General features: G+C 69.5%; 18 protein-coding genes. 7 read left to right on the top strand and 11 right to left on the bottom strand.

Annotated features, from left to right (window positions below; genetic code table 11):
• Nucleotides 1-128: 128 nt before the first annotated feature.
• Together B9Y70_RS11335 and B9Y70_RS11330 are read right to left on the bottom strand one after the other, a co-directional pair.
• The gene (locus B9Y70_RS11335; protein WP_085550371.1) at nucleotides 129-1,121 is read right to left on the bottom strand and encodes a rhodanese-like domain-containing protein; all 993 of its coding nucleotides are present in this window, start codon (nucleotides 1,119-1,121) and stop codon (nucleotides 129-131) included.
• Between the two features lie 281 nt (nucleotides 1,122-1,402).
• The gene (locus tag B9Y70_RS11330) at nucleotides 1,403-4,021 is read right to left on the bottom strand and encodes a DEAD/DEAH box helicase (RefSeq protein WP_085550370.1); all 2,619 of its coding nucleotides are present in this window, start codon (nucleotides 4,019-4,021) and stop codon (nucleotides 1,403-1,405) included.
• A 30-nt stretch (nucleotides 4,022-4,051) separates the two neighbouring features.
• Here B9Y70_RS11330 and B9Y70_RS11325 point away from each other — a divergent pair, with 30 nt between their 5' ends.
• The 5 genes from B9Y70_RS11325 (at nucleotide 4,052) to B9Y70_RS11305 (ending at nucleotide 8,655) form a co-directional block, all read left to right on the top strand.
• Nucleotides 4,052-4,786, top strand: a complete 735-nt coding sequence (locus B9Y70_RS11325) for a CBS domain-containing protein (protein ID WP_085550369.1) — start codon at nucleotides 4,052-4,054, stop codon at nucleotides 4,784-4,786.
• Nucleotides 4,787-4,864: 78 nt separating this feature from the next.
• Nucleotides 4,865-5,983: an LLM class flavin-dependent oxidoreductase gene (locus B9Y70_RS11320; protein ID WP_085550368.1), complete on the top strand. Its 1,119-nt coding sequence runs from the start codon at nucleotides 4,865-4,867 to the stop codon at nucleotides 5,981-5,983.
• Nucleotides 5,983-6,645, top strand: coding sequence for an FMN reductase (locus B9Y70_RS11315; RefSeq protein WP_085550367.1), 663 nt, complete (start codon nucleotides 5,983-5,985; stop codon nucleotides 6,643-6,645). Before B9Y70_RS11320 ends, B9Y70_RS11315 begins: the two co-directional genes overlap by 1 nt.
• 20 nt (nucleotides 6,646-6,665) lie before the next feature.
• Nucleotides 6,666-7,955 (top strand): L-serine ammonia-lyase, encoded by a 1,290-nt coding sequence (locus B9Y70_RS11310; RefSeq protein WP_085550366.1) that lies wholly within the window; start codon nucleotides 6,666-6,668, stop codon nucleotides 7,953-7,955.
• A gap of 127 nt (nucleotides 7,956-8,082) precedes the next feature.
• Nucleotides 8,083-8,655: a transglutaminase-like domain-containing protein gene (locus tag B9Y70_RS11305; RefSeq protein WP_085550365.1), complete on the top strand. Its 573-nt coding sequence runs from the start codon at nucleotides 8,083-8,085 to the stop codon at nucleotides 8,653-8,655.
• On the opposite strand, the gene B9Y70_RS11300 is transcribed toward B9Y70_RS11305, so the two are convergent.
• From B9Y70_RS11300 to tpx, 8 genes are all read right to left on the bottom strand, one after another.
• Nucleotides 8,652-10,316, bottom strand: coding sequence for a glycerol-3-phosphate dehydrogenase/oxidase (locus B9Y70_RS11300; protein WP_240309252.1), 1,665 nt, complete (start codon nucleotides 10,314-10,316; stop codon nucleotides 8,652-8,654). The genes B9Y70_RS11305 and B9Y70_RS11300 overlap by 4 nt on opposite strands.
• Nucleotides 10,313-11,020 carry an acireductone synthase gene (gene mtnC, locus B9Y70_RS11295; RefSeq protein ID WP_085550412.1) on the bottom strand — a complete coding sequence of 236 codons (708 nt, stop codon included), beginning with the start codon at nucleotides 11,018-11,020 and terminating at the stop codon, nucleotides 10,313-10,315. Before mtnC ends, B9Y70_RS11300 begins: the two co-directional genes overlap by 4 nt.
• Before the next feature lie 6 nt (nucleotides 11,021-11,026).
• Nucleotides 11,027-11,602 (bottom strand): 1,2-dihydroxy-3-keto-5-methylthiopentene dioxygenase, encoded by a 576-nt coding sequence (locus tag B9Y70_RS11290; RefSeq protein ID WP_085550364.1) that lies wholly within the window; start codon nucleotides 11,600-11,602, stop codon nucleotides 11,027-11,029.
• 10 nt (nucleotides 11,603-11,612) lie between these two features.
• Complete coding sequence (locus tag B9Y70_RS11285) at nucleotides 11,613-13,154, bottom strand: xylulokinase (RefSeq protein ID WP_085550363.1); 1,542 nt, start codon at nucleotides 13,152-13,154, stop codon at nucleotides 11,613-11,615.
• Between the two features lie 115 nt (nucleotides 13,155-13,269).
• On the bottom strand, nucleotides 13,270-14,553 hold the full coding sequence (gene hisS / locus B9Y70_RS11280; RefSeq protein WP_085550362.1) for a histidine--tRNA ligase: 1,284 nt from the start codon (nucleotides 14,551-14,553) through the stop codon (nucleotides 13,270-13,272).
• A gap of 15 nt (nucleotides 14,554-14,568) precedes the next feature.
• A complete protein-coding gene (locus B9Y70_RS11275) occupies nucleotides 14,569-15,207 on the bottom strand; it encodes an MBL fold metallo-hydrolase (protein WP_085550361.1) in 639 nt (212 codons plus the stop codon).
• 10 nt (nucleotides 15,208-15,217) lie between these two features.
• The gene (locus B9Y70_RS11270) at nucleotides 15,218-15,802 is read right to left on the bottom strand and encodes a hypothetical protein (RefSeq protein WP_085550360.1); all 585 of its coding nucleotides are present in this window, start codon (nucleotides 15,800-15,802) and stop codon (nucleotides 15,218-15,220) included.
• A gap of 71 nt (nucleotides 15,803-15,873) precedes the next feature.
• On the bottom strand, nucleotides 15,874-16,371 hold the full coding sequence (tpx, locus tag B9Y70_RS11265) for a thiol peroxidase (RefSeq protein WP_085550359.1): 498 nt from the start codon (nucleotides 16,369-16,371) through the stop codon (nucleotides 15,874-15,876).
• 121 nt (nucleotides 16,372-16,492) lie between these two features.
• Between tpx and B9Y70_RS11260 the strand changes: the two genes are divergently transcribed.
• On the top strand, nucleotides 16,493-17,338 hold the full coding sequence (locus tag B9Y70_RS11260; protein ID WP_085550358.1) for a peptidylprolyl isomerase: 846 nt from the start codon (nucleotides 16,493-16,495) through the stop codon (nucleotides 17,336-17,338).
• A 146-nt stretch (nucleotides 17,339-17,484) separates the two neighbouring features.
• Nucleotides 17,485-17,784, top strand: coding sequence for a hypothetical protein (locus B9Y70_RS11255; protein WP_085550357.1), 300 nt, complete (start codon nucleotides 17,485-17,487; stop codon nucleotides 17,782-17,784).
• A gap of 86 nt (nucleotides 17,785-17,870) precedes the next feature.
• Here B9Y70_RS11255 and B9Y70_RS11250 read toward each other — a convergent pair whose 3' ends face one another.
• Nucleotides 17,871-18,395 carry a DUF421 domain-containing protein gene (locus tag B9Y70_RS11250; protein ID WP_240309251.1) on the bottom strand — a complete coding sequence of 175 codons (525 nt, stop codon included), beginning with the start codon at nucleotides 18,393-18,395 and terminating at the stop codon, nucleotides 17,871-17,873.
• Nucleotides 18,396-18,441: the final 46 nt, after the last annotated feature.

Raw genomic sequence — 18,441 nt, 5'->3', positions numbered from 1 at the left:
GGGGCTCGGGGCTCGGGGCTCGCGCTCGTGGGCTCGGGATCGCGGTGATCCCGAGCCCACGAGCGCGTTTCCGGGGCGATCTCGAGGGGATGAGCGCGAGGGTGCGATGCCGAACCCCGAGGGCAACGTCAGCTGGCGATCTTGTCCAGTCCGTCCACACGGGGCAGGCTCTTCGGCGGGTTGAAGTTCTGCAACGCCCGCTGGACCATCTGGAGCATCTCGCACGTACCTCCGGGCTTGGCGTCCAAACCGCTCTTGTCAGTTCGAAGCACTGTGGTGCCGAGGTTCTGCAGCGCCTTCTCGCGCTCCCTCTCGTTGAGGATCACCTTCTCCGGCTCGTCCCCGTACTCCCCGGTGTATTTCGACTTCCCGTCAACCTCCAGAACCAGCCACCCGTTGATGAGGATGTCGACGAAGTAGGGCTTCCCGGTGATCGTGTCCCTGAACTCCACCTGTGTCTCCACCGACACGATCTCCGTGATCCCGGACTCCTCGAGCAGCAGCCGTGCTTTCGTCTCCCACGGGCTGCCGATCTGCGGCCGGGACAGCTCGACAGCCCTGAGGAACTTGCGTTTTCCGGGAAAGCGTCCGTACGCCGCGACTTCTTTCCGCAGGCGGGCCTCGTCCACATCGGGCCATTTCCTTCGCACCGAGTCGATGGCAGCGACCGCCTCAAAGTGGCTTTCATGTCGCGCGATATCGACGAGCGCCCGGAGCAGAACCGTGACCCTGACGCCCCCTAGAGTCGTCGCCTCCGACTCCGGGAGAATCGCTGAGCGATATCGGGCGCCGTTTATCCACCCCGCCTTGGCACCCGGTCGTCCTCTGCCAGGAAGGTGGAGATCAACAACGTCCTCCACTCCCAGCAACATGACACCCCACAGACGGGCGGCGGCCATCCCCGACACCACCGCTTTATCTGCGGAGATCCCCACGGCCACCGCCCGTGCTTCGGCCTTCTTCCAGGGCGGAAGTTCGTGGTAGTACTGCTTGTCTATCGCGATCTCGGCGGTCAGCTTGACGAGTCTGCCGCTCTGTATCCCCTCACTGATCTCGGTGGAGCTCAACGTTTCTGTCCGCAGGTCCCGGAGCTGGTGTCTGTCTTTCCAATCTGGCGTCATGCCTGCAGGATGGCAGCGATGCGCCCGGCTGGCTCCGGTCGATCGTGCCGGGGCCCTTGTTCTGTGGATAACCGGTGGTTGTCCACAGGCTGGGCGGACTCCTGTTGCAGGCTTGAAGGACCGCGAGTAGGGACTCGGGATCATGTCGTCGCGTCCGTGACCTCGGCATTGCCGCGATTCCGAGCCCAACAGACTCGATTTGGGCTGAACCCGAGGGGACGGGCGCGAGCCCCGAGCCCCGAGCCCCGAGCCCCGAGGGGGCGGGGTGGGCCCACGCCGGCTTAAGCGTCGAACCCCAGACGTTCCCGTTCCGCCTTGATGATGGCCTCCGCGAGCTGGCCCTCGGTGACGTCCACGGCGTCGTCGACCTGAGCGGATTCGGAGGGGCGGGCGTAGGCGTCGAAAAGCTGGGTCTTGCCGGCGAGCATCTCCAGCATGCGCTCGTCGACGGTGTCGTCGCCGATGAGTCGGTGGACGACCACGGTGGAGGTCTGGCCCATGCGGTGCGCCCGCGCCACGGCCTGCGCCTCGATCGAGGGCTTGACCTGGGGTTCGACGAGGATGACCACGGAGGCGGCCTGGATGTTGAGGCCGGTTCCGCCGGCGGTGATCTGCGCCAGCAGGACGGATCCGGCGGGGGCGGAGCCGAGGTCGTCGATGAGCGTCTGGCGGGTGGCCGCCGACACCCGGCCGGACAGGCGGCCGACGACGCGCCTACCCAGCTCGGCCTCGAGGCGGTCGAGGACGTCGAGGAAGTAGGTGAAGATGAGGACGCGGCGGCCGGCCTCCTCCGCCTCCTCGACGATCTCCCGGATGCGTTCGAGCTTGGCGGGGACGGCCCCGGGGGTGGTCATGGCGGCGCGGCGCATGGCCATGAAGTTGCCCTCCTGGACGGCGGAGGCGTAGTGCTTCTCGTCGGCTGGGGTGAGATCGATCCAGTCGGTCTGGTCGAGGCGCTCGGGGAGCTCGTCAAGGACGTCAGCTTGATTGCGGCGCAGGTAGGCCGGGGCGATGCGCTTGCGGAAGTCCGCGGCCGCCATCTCGGACATGCCCGTCGAGATGAGCTCCGGCGCAACGAAGCTGACCAGGGTGGCGAACTCGGAGACCCGGTTCTCCAGCGGCGTGCCGGAGAGCAGGAGGGCGTGGGAGGCGGCGTCGATGAGCGCGCGGACGGCGCGGGTCCGGCCGGTGGCAGGGTTCTTGATGAAGTGCGCCTCGTCGACGATGACGAAGTCCGGGGCCCGGAGCTCCGTGGTGCGCGCCCCGTCGTAGGTGAGCAGGCAGATCCCGCCGTCCGACTCCCAGGCGCGGACCGCCTCGACGCGCTCGGGTCCGTGGGCGCGGTAGACGGGCAGGTCGGTGAAGCGGCGGGATTCGCGTTCCCAGTTGGTCAGCACGGAGGCCGGGCACACGACGAGCGTGTGCTGCCGGCCGGTGGCGTGGAGGTGCGCCGCGGCAGCCAGCGCCTGGACGGTCTTGCCCAGGCCCATGTCATCGCCGAGGATGACCTTCTCCTGCACCAGCGTGAAGCGCGCGCCGAAGGACTGGTAGCCGCGCAGGTGAAGATCCGTGAGGTGGGTGGTGTCGAGGCGGAGGGAGCGGATGCGCTCGAGGATGTCGGCCGCGAGGTCGTCGCCACCCTCCACCTCGAGGTCGAGCAGCGTCGACAGCAGCGCCTGGTAGTGCGCGGGGCGGGTGAGGTAGTCCGCCCAGCTCTCCCCCGACACCGTGACGGGGCGTGCGGGCGCGAGCACCTCGGGGTGGACGTCGGCCCACGCGATGTCGTCGAGGTAGGCGCGCCACTCCGGCCCCTCACCCACCAGCACGTCCCACAGGCCGCCGGTGGCGGGTACCTTCTCCGCCCATCCGAGGATGCGGCGGCGTCGGGCGCGTTGGATCTCGTCGAGGGTGTTGATCTGGTCGAACTGCGCCAGCAGCCGCACGAGCGCCATGGCGGAGGCGGTCGGGGTGTCGCCGATGCCCGTGGTGTGCGTGCCGACGGCCTCCTGTCGCAGCGTCTCGGCCGCCGCCCGCAGGCGACGGGCCGTCGTCGCGCCGATGCCCTGGACCTGGGTGAGTCGTCCGGTGGGAGTGGCCAGCACGTCGGCGACGGTGTGCACGCCGATGGTGTCGAGGCCGGTGAAGCGGAGCCGCTCGTTGGTGGCCGTCTTGAGCGCGTCGACGGGCAGCTGCCGGAGGAGGAGGTCGGCACGTTCGGCGGTGAGGGCGTCGAGAAGCCGCTCCGCTTCGCGACGCATCGCCGGCTCGGAGTGGGGATCCTGCTGCAGAGCCCGGGCCCGTTCCAGCACCCGCGCCTGGACCCCGGCGTCGTGCTGGACGAACGTCGAGCCCGGCGCGCCGACGGCCTGTTCCACGGCCGTGCGGGCGGCGCTGACCAGGTGGTCGGGCACGGCGTGCGCCCCGGGGTGCAGGGGGACGCCGCGGGACTGGAGCATGTCGGCGAGCCCCGCGAGTTCGAGGTAGCGGCGGACGTCGGCGTCGAGAGCCGCGAAGGAGGGGTCGGCGAGACGCGAGCGCAGGTCACCTGCCGCCGCCCGCGCCCGGGCGATCTTCCCGCCGGCGAAGATGCGGCCGAGGATCGACGGTGCGGCGTTGCGGGCCTCCAGGCGCAGGGGCCCCAGCACCGCCGCCGCGGAGAGGTACTGGCGGATCCTCCCCCAGGAGTTGGGCAACCCGTCGAGTTCGGTCGCGGCGAAGAAGCCGGACGGCCACGTCACCGCGCCCGGGGGCAGCATGATGAACCCGAGAGCCACAGCGCCGGGGGCGGTGGGCGGGGTGCGGGGGGCGTCGATAAGCTGTCGGGCGCCGGCGGCCCGCCGGAGGACCTCGTCGGCGTGGCGCAGCAGGGCGTCCAGCTCAGGGCGTGTGAACTCGGCCATGACACTCATCTTCTCATTACCCTGGGGCGTGTGACCGAGCAGACTGCCCCCAACCGCGCCATCCCGTTCCTGGCGGCCTTCAACGACATCGAGGCCTTCCTCCGGGACCTGCTGAGCGCGAAGAAATCCGACAATTTCCGCTGGATGGTGGATCAGGCGGTGCGCCGCCATCTCATCTCCGAGGATCACGCCGGGGATCTCAAGGAGTTCGCCGAGCTGCGCAACGCGATCAGCCACGGTCGGTACACCGAGGACATGCGGCCGATTGCGGAGCCGCTGCCGGAGACGGTGGCCGACATCGTGCGTATCCGGGACATCCTCCGCGATCCGCCGACGGCGCTGGGAGTGCTGGGCCACCACGAGGTGCGCACGGTCGCCCCGGCCGACGACATCCGGGAGGCGCTGCGTGTCATCCGGTCGACGACGATCTCGCAGCTGCCGATCTACGACAACGGGAAGTGCACGGGCATCCTCACGACGAACACGATCGCACGCTGGGTGGCGGCGGATCTCGATGACAACGATCATCTCGACGCCCGCTCCGTCGCGGAGGTCCTCGACTGGGCGGAGGACAACGACCGGGCGGTGTTCCTCGCCCGGGATGTGCTGGCGCAGGAGGCCATCGACGCGTTGACGACGCCGCGGAAGGACGGTTCCATGCCCCGGGCGGCGATCATCACGGAGCACGGGCGGAAGGATCAGCGGCCGATCCGTGTCATCGGTGGTTCGGACATCGCGCTGCTCATGGAGGCCGTCGACTCCTGATCCGGCGCGCCCTCTTGACACGATGTTGACATGTCACCTACGGTGGGGGCACAAACAGATTACCTTAGGAGAAACCCCATGCAGTTCGGCATTTTCACCATCGGTGACGTCACCACCGATCCCACCACCGGCCAGACCCCCACCGAGAACGAGCGGATCAAGGCCACCGTCGCGATCGCCAGGAAGGCCGAGGAGGTCGGCCTCGACGTCTTCGCCACCGGCGAGCACCACAACCCGCCCTTCGTCGCCCCGGCCAACCCGCCGGTGCTGCTGGCCCACATCGCGGCCCAGACCGAGAAGCTCCAGCTCTCCACCGCCACCACCCTCATCACCACCAACGACCCGGTCCGCCTCGCCGAGGACTACGCCTACCTGCAGCACCTCGCCGACGGCCGCGTCGACCTCATGATGGGCCGCGGCAACACCGGCCCGGTGTACCCGTGGTTCGGCAAGGACATCCGCCAGGGCATCCCGCTGGCCATCGAGAACTACCACCTCCTGCGCCGCCTGTGGCGCGAGCCGGTGGTCAACTGGCAGGGCGAGCACCGCACCCCGCTGCAGGGCTTCACCCTCACCCCGGCCCCGCTGGACGACGTCCCGCCGTTCGTGTGGCACGGCTCCATCCGTTCCGTGCAGATCGCCGAGCAGGCCGCCTTCTACGGCGACGGCTTCTTCCACAACAACATCTTCTGGAACAAGGAGCACACGGCGAAGATGGTCGACATCTACCGTCGTCGCTACGAGGCCTACGGCCACGGCCAGGCGGACCAGGCCATCGTCGGCCTCGGCGGCCAGGTGTTCATCGGTGAGACGGAGCAGCAGGCGAAGGACTTCTTCCGCCCCTACTTCGACAACGCCCCTGTGTACGGCCACGGCCCGTCCATGGAGGAGTTCACCGACATGACCCCGCTGACCGTCGGCACCGTGGAGCAGGTCATCGACCGCACCATGGAGTTCGCGGACTGGGTCGGCGACTACCAGCGTCAGCTCTTCCTCATCGACCACGCCGGCCTGCCGCTGGAGGTCGTCCTCGACCAGATCGAGATCCTGGGCACCCAGGTCGTCCCGGAGCTGCGCCGCCGCATGGAGGCCCGTCGCCCGGATCACGTGCCGTCCGATCCGCCGACCCACGCCTCCCTCAAGGAGAACCGCACCTCCCCGCACTTCCTGGTCAACCCGGGTGAGGAGAAGAAGTAATGCGCACCCTCACCGTCATCTCCGCTGGCCTGTCGACCCCGTCGACGACCCGCCAGGTGGCTGACCAGATCGCGGCCGCCACCTCCGCCGCCGTCTCCGCGCGCGGTGAAAACCTCACCATCGAGGTCATCGAGCTGCGGAACCTGGTCAATGACCTCGGCCGCGCCCTGGCCACCGGCATGTCCTCCCCCGAGCTGGACAAGGCCAAGGAGCTGGTCTCCGCCTCCGACGGCCTCGTCGTGGCCACCCCGGTGTTCAAGGCGAGCTACTCGGGCCTGTTCAAGACGTTCTTCGACGTCCTGGAGAACGACGCCCTCAACGGCATGCCCGTCATCATCGCGGCCACCGCCGGCACGGCCCGGCACTCCCTGGTCCTCGACTACGCCATCCGCCCGCTGCTCACCTACATGCGTGCCTTCGTCGTGCCCACCGGCATCTTCGCCGCGACGGACGACTTCGGCTCCGACGAGGGAGCGCTTCTCGACGCCCGCGTCAACCGCGCCGCCGCCGAGCTCGCCGACCAGATGGTCGCCTCCGCCAGCGTCGGCGGCCTCGGCGGAGTCACCGCCGCCGGCCAGGCCGCCCACCGCCGCACCGGCGTGGACCCCTCCGAGGACCTCGTCCCCTTCTCGCAGCTGCTGCGCGGCCACGACGGTATGTGACCACGGTTACACTGGGGCGCATGTCCCCCAGCGTGCGTGACCTCTTCAGCATCGGCATCGGCCCGTCATCGTCCCACACCGTGGGTCCGATGCGGGCCGCTGCGGCATTCGTGGACACCCACGGCCGCCCGGAGCACGTCGACATCACCCTGCGCGGATCGCTGGCCGCGACCGGTGTCGGCCACGGCACCGACCGGGCCATCCTCCTCGGCCTCCTCGGACACTCCCCCACGGACGCGCCCGAGGACCCGCCGCTGGGCACCCTCATCGACCCCACCGGCACCATCGACGGCCTCTCCTACGACTTCACCTTCGACCCGGAACCCGCACCCGAGCACCCCAACTGCGTCGTCTTCGCCGCCGACGGGGCCGAGGAAGCGTACTTCTCCGTGGGCGGCGGGTTCATCGCCACCCGCGACGAGCTCGACACCCCCGCCCCTGAACAGCCCGTGCCGCACCCCTTCTCCTCCGGCGCGGAACTCCTCGCCCACTGCGCCCGGGAGGGGCTCTCCGTCGCGGAGGTGATGCGGGCGAACGAGGGGGACGTCGACAAGCATCTCGACGAGGTGTGGGCGACGATGCAGGACTGCGTCGAGCGCGGCCTGGCCACCACCGGGCTGCTGCCCGGCCCGCTGGGCGTGGTGCGGCGCGCGCCCGGTCTGCACGAGTCGCTCCAGCAGGAGCAGGACGGCGCCGGGCTGGAGGCCATGGAGTGGGTCAACCTGTGGGCCCTGGCCGTCAACGAGGAGAACGCCGCCGGCGGGCGCGTCGTCACCGCCCCGACCAACGGCGCGGCCGGCATCATCCCCGCCACCATGCACTACGCGCGGGAGCACCTCCCCGGCTTCGACGCGGCCGCCGCCCGGAACTTCCTGCTCACCGCGGGAGCGATCGGCATCATCATCAAACACAACGCCTCGATCTCCGGGGCGGAGGTCGGCTGTCAGGGCGAGGTCGGTTCCGCCGCCGCCATGGCCGCCGCCGGCCTGTGCGAGTTCCTCGGCGGCACCCCCTCCCAGGTGGAGAACGCCGCCGAAATCGCACTCGAACACAACCTCGGGCTCACCTGCGACCCCGTCGGCGGGCTCGTGCAGATCCCGTGCATCGAACGCAACGCCATCGGCGCGGTCAAGGCCATCAACGCCGCCCGCCTCGCCTGGCGCGGCACCGGCACCAACCGCGTCAGCCTCGACGAGGTCATCCAGACCATGGCCGACACCGGCCGCGACATGATGAGCAAGTACAAGGAGACCTCTACCGGCGGCCTGGCCGTGCACCTCGGTCTGCCGGTCGCCCTGACCGAGTGCTGATCCTGAGGCATATCTCCCCAGGCATATCTCCCCATGAGTAGGTCGAGTGTGGTCGCCGGGCGGACACCCCGTCACTCGATCCATCCATGGCGAGCTGTGCCTCAGGCGATATGCCTATCATGACGCCATGCATCTCGAGCCCGAGTTCCTCGCCCCGACCACCGTCATCGACGCCGACCACCCGGACATCAGCGCCCTCGCCCACGCCCTGAGTGGCCCCAACCCGGCGGAGACGGTCCGCGCGGTCTTCACGTACGTCCGCGACAGGATCTCCCACCCCGCCGACACCGGCAGCAGCACCGTCACGGTGAAGGCCTCCGAGACGCTGCGCGTCGGTGAGGGCATCTGCCACAACCAGGCCGCCCTGCTCGTGGCCCTGTTCCGCGCCGCCGGCATCCCCGCGGCCCTGCGCTACCAGGAGGTGGAGACGGAGACCGGGCAGAAGGTGCTCCACGGCATCGCGACGGTGTGGGCTCCGTACCTCTCGGAGACCGGCGGCTTCATCCTCGTCGACCCCCGCTACCCGGAGAACGATCACCGTCACTCCGGGCACGAGTGGCAGACCCGGGCGCTGGGCCACCCCTTCGAGCGCAACCTGCCGATGATCCACACCGACATGCTGCCGGTGGTGGTCAACACCCTGGAGTCGGCGACCGACGCGCAGGAGCTGCTGCGGGACCTGCCGGGGACGCTGAACTAGCGGGACGAACCGGGGGCGAACGCCTCATCGAGCACCGCCGTCTCCGCGGCCTGGAGCCCGAGGTACCCGGCGACCTCCGCGTCCCGCCGCTCCGCCTCCCATCCCAGGAGCGGGGCGACGGTCGCGGCCACGAGGCGGGCCGCGGTTTCCCGTACGAGGCCGAGGGTGCCGACGGTCATACGGCGGTCGAGCACATCCTGCAGGGTCTCGGCCGCCTCGTGGGTCACCGCATAGACGGCCTGCGCGAGTATGTCGGAGCTGCCCGGAACCGGGGTCGCCAGTCGCGGGTCCTCGACGACGAGGCGTAGCACCGCCTCGTGTTCGGTGCCGTAGAGACGCGCCAGGTGGATGCGGGTGTCACGCGGCAGGTCGGCGGAGGGGACGCGCGCTGCCGCGGCCTCGAAGGCGGCGGTGACCGTGTCATAGTCGCCGAAGGAGGTCGACAGGTCGAGGTGGCGGGAGTCGAAGTCCCGCGTCGGCGGCAGTGACCCGCGGTGGGCGCGGATGAGGGTGTCGGTGACCTTCTGCCCCATGGCCCGGCCGGTGGTCCACTTGCCACCGGTGACGGAGTACAGGCCGGGCAGCCCGGTGGGTGCGTGGTCGCGGATCTCGAAGCGGCGGGAGGAGGTGTAGGTGTCCGACCCGTCGTCGATAAGGGGGCGCACGCCGACGATGGTCGATTCGACGTCCTCGCGGACCAGCGGGGTCGCGGAAACCGAGTCGAGGGTCTCCCGCAGCAGGTTGATGTCCTCCACCTCTGTGGCGGCCTCATCGGCGCTGCCGGACATGGGGGTGTCCGTGGGACCCACGAGCGTCTTTCCCTGCCACGGGTTGACCACGATGTGGCGGCCGTTGCGCCCGCGGACGAAGACGCCGTCGCGGTTGCCCAGGTCGCGGGTGACCAGGTGGACACCCTTGGCCTGCCGGACCCGGACGCCGGCCGTCGTCGCCAGGTCGCCGAGGGCGGAGGCCACCCAGGGGCCGGCTGCGTTGACCGTCACGGTCGCCGCGATGTCCCGGTGTCCGTTGACGCGGACTCCCCGCACCGCGCCCGCGTCATCGCGCAGCAGGCCCGTGACCTCCGCGTGGTTGAGCGCGGTGCCCCCGTCGGCGACGTAGGACTTGAGAATCGCCAGCAGGAGCCGCTCGGGGTGGATGTTGAGGGTGTCGTCGTGCCGCCAGGCACCCGTGAGTCCGTCGGGGCTCAGCCAGGGCACCTGCGTCAGCAGCGCCTTCTTCCCGATCCACCGGAAGCGCGGCGAGCGGATGTCCTTGGGCACGCCGGCGTTGCGACGCCACGCCATCGCCTCATACAGGGCGACTCCCGCGCCGAGGACGGGGGCGCGCGGTGCCGACCAGTCATAGGCGGTGAGCAGGAAGCTACGCGGCTGCACGAGGTGCGGGGCGGCCAGTCCGAGGTAGCGGCGTTCACTCACCGACTCGGCGACGACGCGGAAGTCGTACTGCTCGAGGTAGCGCAGTCCACCGTGGATCGCCTTGGTGGTGGCCGCCGAGGTCCCCGCGCCGAAGTCGTTGCGCTCGAGAAGGACGGTCCGCAGCCCGCGCCCTGCGGCATGTCGCGCGATCTGGACGCCGGAGATTCCGCCGCCGATGACTGCGACGTCGTAGTGCCCGCCGACCGGGCCGCCGAGCACGCTCACCGCCAGGTCACCTGCTCGAAGGAGGAGATCTCCGGGTGGTCGCCGACTCCGCGGTCGAAGTACTGGTCGCCCTCGCGACGTACTCCGACGGTTCCCCACCCGTCGGCTCGGGCGGCATCGAGTTCCTCGACGAGGTCGGAGAAGAACAGGAGCTGCCCGGCGGGCACGCCGATGGCCTCACGGATGGTCGCGTACGAGGACGGGAGCTTCTTCGGACCGGCGTTCTCCGTGTCGAAGTGGCCGTTGAACATGGGCAGCAGGTCCCCCTCCGGGGAGTTGCCGAACCAGGAGGTCTGGGCGTTGACCGATCCGGAGGAGAAGATCGTCAGATCGATCCCCTGCTCGTGCCAGGACCGCATCGCCGGGATTGCGTCCGGGTAGAAGTGCGAGGTGAGGTCACCGGCCGAGAATCCCTCCGCCCAGATCAGCCCCTGCAGGGTCTTGAGGGGGGTGCGTTTCTCGTCGCTGTCGAGCCACCCTTCCAGGGCGGCCACGAGCTTATCGACGCCCGCCTCCGGGTCCAGTCCCGCCTCCTGGATGATCTGTCCCCGGGCCCGTTCCACGTCCGGGTGGCCCTCCCGGGAGAGGATGTCGGCGAAGCGCGCGCGGGAGTAGGGGTAGAGGGTGTCGTGGACGAACCAGGTGGAGGAGGTGGTGCCCTCGATGTCGAGGACGATGGCGGCCGGTCGCGGCAGGCTGATCATGGGGTCCTACTTCCCGGCCAGCAGCTCGTCGTGGCCCGGGAACCGCGCGGAGATCTTCTCCCCGGTGAAGTCACCGACCCAGCCCTCGCCATCGTGGAAGAAGCGGATGGCGCAGAACTGCGGATCTGCGACGCCCATGTCGAACCAGTGGGTGGAGCCCTCCGGAACGGACAGCAGGTCACCGCGTTCACAGACGACGGCATAGACGGTGTCGTCGATGTGGAGGTAGAAGGTGCCGGATCCCTCGACGAAGAAGCGCACCTCGTCATCGGCGTGGGTGTGCTCGTCGAGGAACTTCTCGCGGGCGGCCCGGGCCGTCTCCGCGAAATCGGGCTGGCCGGTGTTGCGCAGGCGGGCGACGTCGACGGTGACGAAGTTCTCCTCCGCGCTGATGCGGGCGACCTCGTCGGCGTAGGCGGCGAGGACGGCCTCCTGGTCGGCATCGTCGGCGAGTTCCTGCGTCGGCCACTGCTCGTAGCGCACGCCGAGGGTGTACAGCTCGGCGGCGATCTCCTCCGGCTGTGCCGTGCGCAGCAGCTCGGTGTCGGGGGCGGAGGCGTTCCACTTGTACAGCAGGGTCATGTTGTTTCTCCTAGAGATCTCGAAGGTGGCGGACGGAGGCGAAGACCTCCTGCATGGGCCCGGTGAGCAGGCGGGTGCGCTCGGCGGCGGCCTGCCGGTAGTAGTGGTGGGCGTCGGCATCGGGAAGCACAGCGGTGCCGCCGCTGTTCCACTCCGTGAGCTGGGCGGCCAGGCCGGCGGACAACCCGAGGGCCTGGTTCGCCAGGGCGGCGTTGGCCAGCGGTGGTCCGTCCACCCGGTGCGGGCGGTTCCACGGCACGCCGGTGACGTCGGCCTTGATCTGGTTCCACACCGTGCTGGCCGCTCCCCCGCCGGTGACCAGCACCTCGGTGAGGTCGACACCGCCGCGCTGCACAACGTCGAGGGTCGTCGCGTACTCGTAGGCGACGGCCTCAAGGGCGCTGCGCCACAGGCGGGCGGTGTCGGTGCCGGAATCCATACCCAACCACGTCCCGGAGGCGTGCGGGCTGTCGGGGTTGCCGCCGGCCAGGTAGGGCAGGAAGAGGACGCCGTCGGAACCGGGGGTCACCCCGGCGGCCAGCGCATCGAAGGTGGCGTAGATGGAGTCGTCCTGCTCGCGGCGGGCCACCTGATCCCGGAACCAGCGCAGAGAAAGCCCGCCCGCCCGGATGTACCCCCAGTAAATGGCCTGCCCGGGGAGGGTACCGAGGCTGAAGAGCATGCCCGGCATGGCGGCAACCTCGGGGAGCACCCCGTCGACACCGACGGTGAGGATGCTGGTGGTTCCGGCGGAGTCGGTGGCCTGGCCGACGTTGATCATGCCGGTGGCCAGTGTCGACTGCATGACATCCCCGGCCCCGGCGACGACCGGAGTGCCGGCCGGGAGGCCGGTACGCGCGGCGAACTCCGCGGTGACATGGCCGATGATGTCGTCGGAGGCGACCATACGCGGGAGGATGCCGGTCGGCAGCCCGAAGGCGGACAGCTGGCGCGGGGAGAATGTGCGACTCTCATGATCCCAGCCGACCATCCACCCGGAGGCGTGGGTGGGGTCGGTGTACATCTCCTCCTGGGTCAGGCCGGCGAGGCGGGCGGAGACGTAGGGGGCGACGGACACCGTGCGGACGACGCGTGACCAGATCTCCGGACGATTGTCGCGGATCCACTGCAGCTGGAACGGAGCGGCGTAGGCGTCGAGCGTCGAGGTGCCGGACTCGGTGAGCCACAGGGGTTCGAGGTCGCGCCCGGCTGCGGCGGCATGCTCCTGGGCGCGGGTGTCCAGACTGGTGATGATGGGATGGAGGACGGTGCCGTCGACGTCGAGAAGCACCTGTCCGACGAGGATGCCCGATAGCGCGATGCCGGCGACCTCGCGGCGGTTGATTCCCGTGGCGACGGCGTCGTCGAGGGCGGCGGCGATGGCGGAGCAGGCCGCGTCGACGAGATGCTCCGGATCCATCTCCGCGCGGCCCGGGCCGAGGTAGGTGATGGTGTGCGGGGTGTACGCGCGGCCGACCTGGACACCGTCACCGGTGTAGACCGCGGCCTTGCTTCCCTGGGTGCCGACATCGACTCCGATGGTGACGGTCATCCGTCCTCCTCCGTGCAACAGTTGAGATGTTGACACGTTAACAGGAGCTATGGTGATATCAGCAAGTTGCGGGCCGATTTATTTTCGCGCCCGCAACAACCGTCGGGGGCCAGACCTACCCCAGCGATGCGCGCAGCTGCCCGACGATGGCGTCGAGCGCCACGTCGGACTGCGTGTGGGCTGCGAGGTCCTTGACGGCGACGGTGCCGGCGGCGAGCTCGTTCTCACCGAGGACGAGGGCGACGCGGGCGCCCGCCCGGTCGGCGCCCTTCATGGCGCCCTTGAGACCGCGGTCACCGTAGGCCATGTCGGCGGAGATGCCGGCGGCACGCAGGTCGTTGATGAGCAGCGCCATCGCCTTCTTGGCCTCCGCACCGAGGGCCACGCCGTAGACGTCGACGCGACGCTCCACGCCGTCGAGGGTCACGCCCTCGGCCTCCAGCGCCAGGACGGTGCGGTCGACGCCGAGGCCGTAGCCGATGCCGGAGAGGTCCTGGCCGCCGAGCTGGGCCATGAGGCCGTCGTAACGCCCGCCGCCGCCGATGCCCGACTGGGCGCCGAGGCCGTCGTGGACGAACTCGAAGCAGGTCTTGGTGTAGTAGTCGAGGCCGCGGACCATGCGCGGGTTGATGACGTAGGGGACGGCCATGTCGTCGAGCAGCCCGGTGACGGTCTCGAAGTGCTCCCGGGCCTCGGTGGAGAGGTGGTCGAGCATCAGCGGGGCGTCGGCGGTCATCTCCTGGACCTCGGGGCGCTTGTCGTCGAGGACACGCAGCGGGTTGATCTCGGCGCGCTGGCGGGTCTCCTCGTCGAGGGGCAGGCCGAAGAGGAACTCCTGCAGCTTGGCGCGGTAGGCGGGGCGGCAGGTGTTGTCGCCCAACGAGGTGAGCTCGAGGCGGAAGTCCTTGAGACCCAGGGAGCGGTAGGAACGGTCGGCCAGGGCCACGACCTCGGCGTCGAGGGCCGGGTCGTCGACACCGATGGCCTCGACACCGACCTGCTGCAGCTGGCGGTAGCGGCCGGCCTGGGGGCGCTCGTAGCGGAAGAAGGGGCCGGCGTAGTTGAGCTTGACCGGCAGCTGGCCGCGGTCGAGGTTGTGCTCGATGACGGCGCGCATGACGCCGGCGGTGCCCTCGGGGCGCAGCGTGACGGAGCGGTCGCCGCGGTCGGCGAAGGTGTACATCTCCTTGCTCACCACGTCGGTGGACTCGCCGACGCCGCGGGCGAACAGGGTGGTGTCCTCGAAGACGGGGAGCTCAATGTGCTGGAAGCCGGCGAGATGCGCCTGGTGGATGAAGGTGTCGCGCACCTTGAGGAACACCGGGGACACCGGCGGGATGTAGTCCGGGACACCCTTGGGTGCGGACAGGGCGGCAAACTTCTTCTTCGCGTCAGTCACGTGAAAATACCTTACCTACAGGCCCAACTGGAGCAGGAACGGGTTGGTCTGGCGCTCGGCCCGCATGGTGGTGGCGGGGCCGTGGCCGGGGAACAGCTGGAGGGTGTCGGACAGCGCCCACACGGGGCCGCGGAGGGAGGCGTCCATGTCCTCCGGGGAGGACGTCGGGAAGTCGGTGCGGCCGATGGAGCCCTTGAACAGGACGTCGCCGGTGAAGCAGAAGTCCTCGTGGACGAGCAGGCACGACCCCGGGGAGTGCCCGGGCGCGAAGTCGACGCGGAACTCGATGCCGGCGAGCGTCACCGTGTCACCGTCGTTCAGCGGGCGGAGATCGGCGATGGGCACCATCGACGCGACGTCGAAAAGCACCCGCGACTGCGGCATGATGCCCTCCGGATGCAGCATGAACTCATCCGCCGGGTGGAGGTGGACGGGCACACCGTAGCGCTTGGCCAGGTCCCCGGCCTCGCGGACGTGGTCGATGTGGCCGTGGGTGCACACGATCTCGCTGAGCTCGGCGCCGGTCTCCTCGAGCAGCGCGATGACCTGCTTCGCGGCGTGCATGCCGGGGTCGACGACCCCGGCCCGGCCGTCGTTGACGACGATGAACGTGTTGGTCTGGTACGGGCCTGCCGCGAATCCGTGGAGCTGCATGAGGGGAAGTCTAGCCCGCGGGCTGGAACTCGTGAACCTCGAACACGACGGTGTCCTGCGGATCCTCCGCCTCACCGGTCAGGGTGACGTACGGCAGGTGGCAGTCGTCGAGGAGCATCCAGCCGGTGCGGGCGTCCTTCTCCCGGGTGGTCTCCCCCAGCTCGTCGCGCAGCGAGGCGGTGAGCTGGCCCGTAGCGGAGAACTCGACCACGTAGCGGCCGTCGCCGCAGCCGGGCTGCCCGGCCGGGAACCAGTTGCCGGCCGGGCCGAGGATGATCTGCGGGTTGCCGCCCCGCCACACGTCGACCTCGCCCTCCCAGCTGCGCATGCGCGCGACGTCACCGAAGGTGTCTCCGACTTCGGGGGCGCCCCCGGAGTGGATGCTGTTGACCTGCGCGTCGGCGAGCGGGTCAGCGGGGGGTGCCGGCTCCGCGGAGGGCGTCTGCGTGGCCCCGTCGGTGACCGCAACCTCGTCGGCCACCAGCTGCGGCTCCGCGTCCTTCACACCGAAGATGACGGCGGCCGCGATGCCACCGATGATGAGGATGATGGCCGCCAGAATGGCCAGCAGGTTGTTTCTCTCCGAACGCGTCATGCGTCTCATCATGACAGACAGACGGAAGCCCCGGCCAACCACGCAGGTGACCGGGGCGGAGGGGTAAAAGTCTAGGACAGGGCGTTGACGGCAGCGTCGTAATCCGGCTCGTCGGTGATCTCGTCGACGAGCTGGGTGTGGACGACCTTGCCGTTCTCGTCGGCGACGACGACCGCGCGGGCCAGGAGGCCCTGCAGCGGGGAACCCTGCAGGGTGAGGCCGTAATCCTCACCGAAGGAGGAGCGGAAGGTGGAGCCGGTGGTCACGTTGTCGATGCCCTCGGCGGAGCAGAAACGGCCGTGCGCGAAGGGCAGGTCCTGGGACACGCCCAGGACGACGGTGTTGTCCAGGGAGGTGGCGCGCTTGTTGAACTCACGGACGGACGCCGCGCACACGCCGGTGTCCAGGGACGGGAAGATGTTGAGCACGACCCGGTTGCCCGCGAGGTCGGCCGGGGTGATCTCAGACAGATCGGTGCCGACGAGGGTGAAATCGGGGAGCTGGTCGCCGACGGCCGGCAGCTCGCCGGAGGTGGAGGTGGACTCGTTCTTGAAGGTGACGTTAGCCATGCCCCCACAATAGAGATCTCCACCACACCGCGCCACGACGCACCACCGCCGCACCACCGCCGCACCCCGCCGGTTAGACTGACTGACCGTACATGTCCGACTACGTCAGGAAGAGTCCCCGGTGACCGACAACAGGAAACGCGGCGAGGATGCTCTCGCCCAGCTTGACCGCGAACTGAAATCCCGCGACCGCGCCGAGAAGTCCCGCCCGCTGAAGATCGGTGTCGCGGCTGCCGTCGTGATCCTGGCCATCGTCGCCGGCATCTGGTTCCTCGCCACCCGCGACAGCGAGGAGCAGATCACCGCGGACGAGGAGACCACGACCACCGCCGAGACCCCGGAGATGGAGCCGCTGACCATGGCCCGCGCCGAGGCACTCCCGGCCACGGTCACCTGCGAGTACCCGGAAGCCGGCGACGCCTCCCGCGAGGTCTCCACCCCGGCCACCGAGAACATTCCCACCGAGGGCACCGTCACCGTCACCCTCGACACCACCCAGGGCCCGATCGGCATGGAGCTCGACCGCTCCGTCGCCCCCTGCACCGTCAACGTCATCGAGCACCTCGCCTCCGAGGGCTACTACGACGACACCGTCTGCCACCGCCTCACCACCTCCGGCATCCACGTCCTCCAGTGCGGCGACCCGTCCGGTTCCGGTGCCGGCGGCCCGGGCTTCCAGTTCGCCAACGAGTACCCGACCGACGAGCTCGACGGCCCCGCCACCTCCCCGGTGATCTACCCGCGCGGCTCCATCGCCATGGCCAACGCCGGCCCGGACACCAACGGTTCCCAGTTCTTCCTCAACTACGAGGATTCCCCGCTGGCCCCGGACTACACCTACTTCGGCCAGATCTCCGAGGAGGGCCTGGCCACCCTCGACTCCATCGCCGAGGCGGGTGTCGAGGGCGGTGCCGCCGACGGCGCGCCCGCCGAGGAGGTCCGCATCGAGACCGCCACCGTCGGATAGGAGCTTCTCGACGCACGCTGTCAACGCTCCCGGTTCCCTGTGAACCGGGGGCGTTTTCTGTGATGAAATTGTTGCGTAACTTTAATCCACGGGTTAAGGTGTGGTCTGTTCAGAAACTCCCTTCACGCCAAGGAACTGGTATTCCCATGAAGCTCTTCTCCCGCAAGGCCATTGCCGCCGTTGCCACCTCCGTCGCCCTGACCACCGCCGGCCTCTCCGCTCCGGCTTTCGCTCAGAGCAGCGAGACCACCACCGCCACCACGACTACGCAGGCGCCGGCTCTGTCCTCCGAGGGCTCTTCGACCACCACCGAGAAGAAGGACAAAGAGAAGACTGAGGATCTCTCCAGCGATCCGGACCAGATGACGAGCTGGATCGGCGTCTTCACCGCCATCATCAGCGCCCTGTCCGCCGCATTCCTCTTCATCCAGCGCATCAACGGCTAAGACGGCTGCTGCGGTTCACCGCCAGTTCACCAGGCCGCCCTCCCCGCTCACCGGGGACGGCGGCCTGTGTCGATTCCGCCGGGTGTTCAGGCGCCCCGCACGCCGCGCAGGACCTCCGGGTCGAGCGGCTGGCCGGTCCGGATGACCGACATCGTGCCGGTCGGCTCGAACACCATCGCCTGCACCTGGGACAGGGAGCCCAGGCCCGCGCGGCGCACGGCGGTGAGCACGTCAGTGCGGCTGAGGTGGGCGGTACGCATGGCGTCGAGAAGCATCGTCCCCTCGGAGACGACGAGCACGGGGCGACGGTTGAGCAGTCTCCCCCAGCCCGTGAAGCGGCGCAGGGTGCCGAACGCGGCCTCGAGCACCATGAGGGAGGCCAGGCCGAGCAGGCCCGCGGCGAGCGTCGGCGGATGGCCGATGATGACGCGGCCGGCGACCGCGCCGAACATGATGATGATCACGGCGTCGGAGGCGGTCATCGCCAGCAGGATCCGGGAGCCGAAGAGCTTGGCCAGGACCATGAAGCCGAGGTAGATGCCCGTGGCCGTCGCGATGATGACCGGGATGCGCCACGGTTCGATGAGCAGTTCGTCGAGGAATCGTTCCACGCCACCCCACCCTAGTCACCGCCGCGGGCCGGGTCCGGCAGGTTCC

It is taken from the genome of Corynebacterium pollutisoli (assembly GCF_900177745.1).
GTDB lineage: Bacteria > Actinomycetota > Actinomycetes > Mycobacteriales > Mycobacteriaceae > Corynebacterium > Corynebacterium pollutisoli.
Note: the sequence above shows the minus strand (reverse complement) of the source record. Positions and strands in the feature narration are given on the sequence as shown.

Bases quoted from the DNA above. Each gene is read 5' to 3' on its own strand.
- B9Y70_RS11335 (WP_085550371.1), bottom strand. From the start codon at position 1,121: ATGACGCCAGATTGGAAAGACAGACACCAGCTCCGGGACCTGCGGACA.
- B9Y70_RS11330 (WP_085550370.1), bottom strand. From the start codon at position 4,021: ATGGCCGAGTTCACACGCCCTGAGCTGGACGCCCTGCTGCGCCACGCC.
- B9Y70_RS11320 (WP_085550368.1), top strand. From the start codon at position 4,865: ATGCAGTTCGGCATTTTCACCATCGGTGACGTCACCACCGATCCCACC.
- B9Y70_RS11315 (WP_085550367.1), top strand. From the start codon at position 5,983: ATGCGCACCCTCACCGTCATCTCCGCTGGCCTGTCGACCCCGTCGACG.
- B9Y70_RS11310 (WP_085550366.1), top strand. From the start codon at position 6,666: ATGTCCCCCAGCGTGCGTGACCTCTTCAGCATCGGCATCGGCCCGTCA.
- B9Y70_RS11305 (WP_085550365.1), top strand. From the start codon at position 8,083: ATGCATCTCGAGCCCGAGTTCCTCGCCCCGACCACCGTCATCGACGCC.
- mtnC (WP_085550412.1), bottom strand. From the start codon at position 11,020: ATGATCAGCCTGCCGCGACCGGCCGCCATCGTCCTCGACATCGAGGGC.
- B9Y70_RS11290 (WP_085550364.1), bottom strand. From the start codon at position 11,602: ATGACCCTGCTGTACAAGTGGAACGCCTCCGCCCCCGACACCGAGCTG.
- B9Y70_RS11285 (WP_085550363.1), bottom strand. From the start codon at position 13,154: ATGACCGTCACCATCGGAGTCGATGTCGGCACCCAGGGAAGCAAGGCC.
- B9Y70_RS11275 (WP_085550361.1), bottom strand. From the start codon at position 15,207: ATGCAGCTCCACGGATTCGCGGCAGGCCCGTACCAGACCAACACGTTC.
- B9Y70_RS11270 (WP_085550360.1), bottom strand. From the start codon at position 15,802: ATGACGCGTTCGGAGAGAAACAACCTGCTGGCCATTCTGGCGGCCATC.
- tpx (WP_085550359.1), bottom strand. From the start codon at position 16,371: ATGGCTAACGTCACCTTCAAGAACGAGTCCACCTCCACCTCCGGCGAG.
- B9Y70_RS11255 (WP_085550357.1), top strand. From the start codon at position 17,485: ATGAAGCTCTTCTCCCGCAAGGCCATTGCCGCCGTTGCCACCTCCGTC.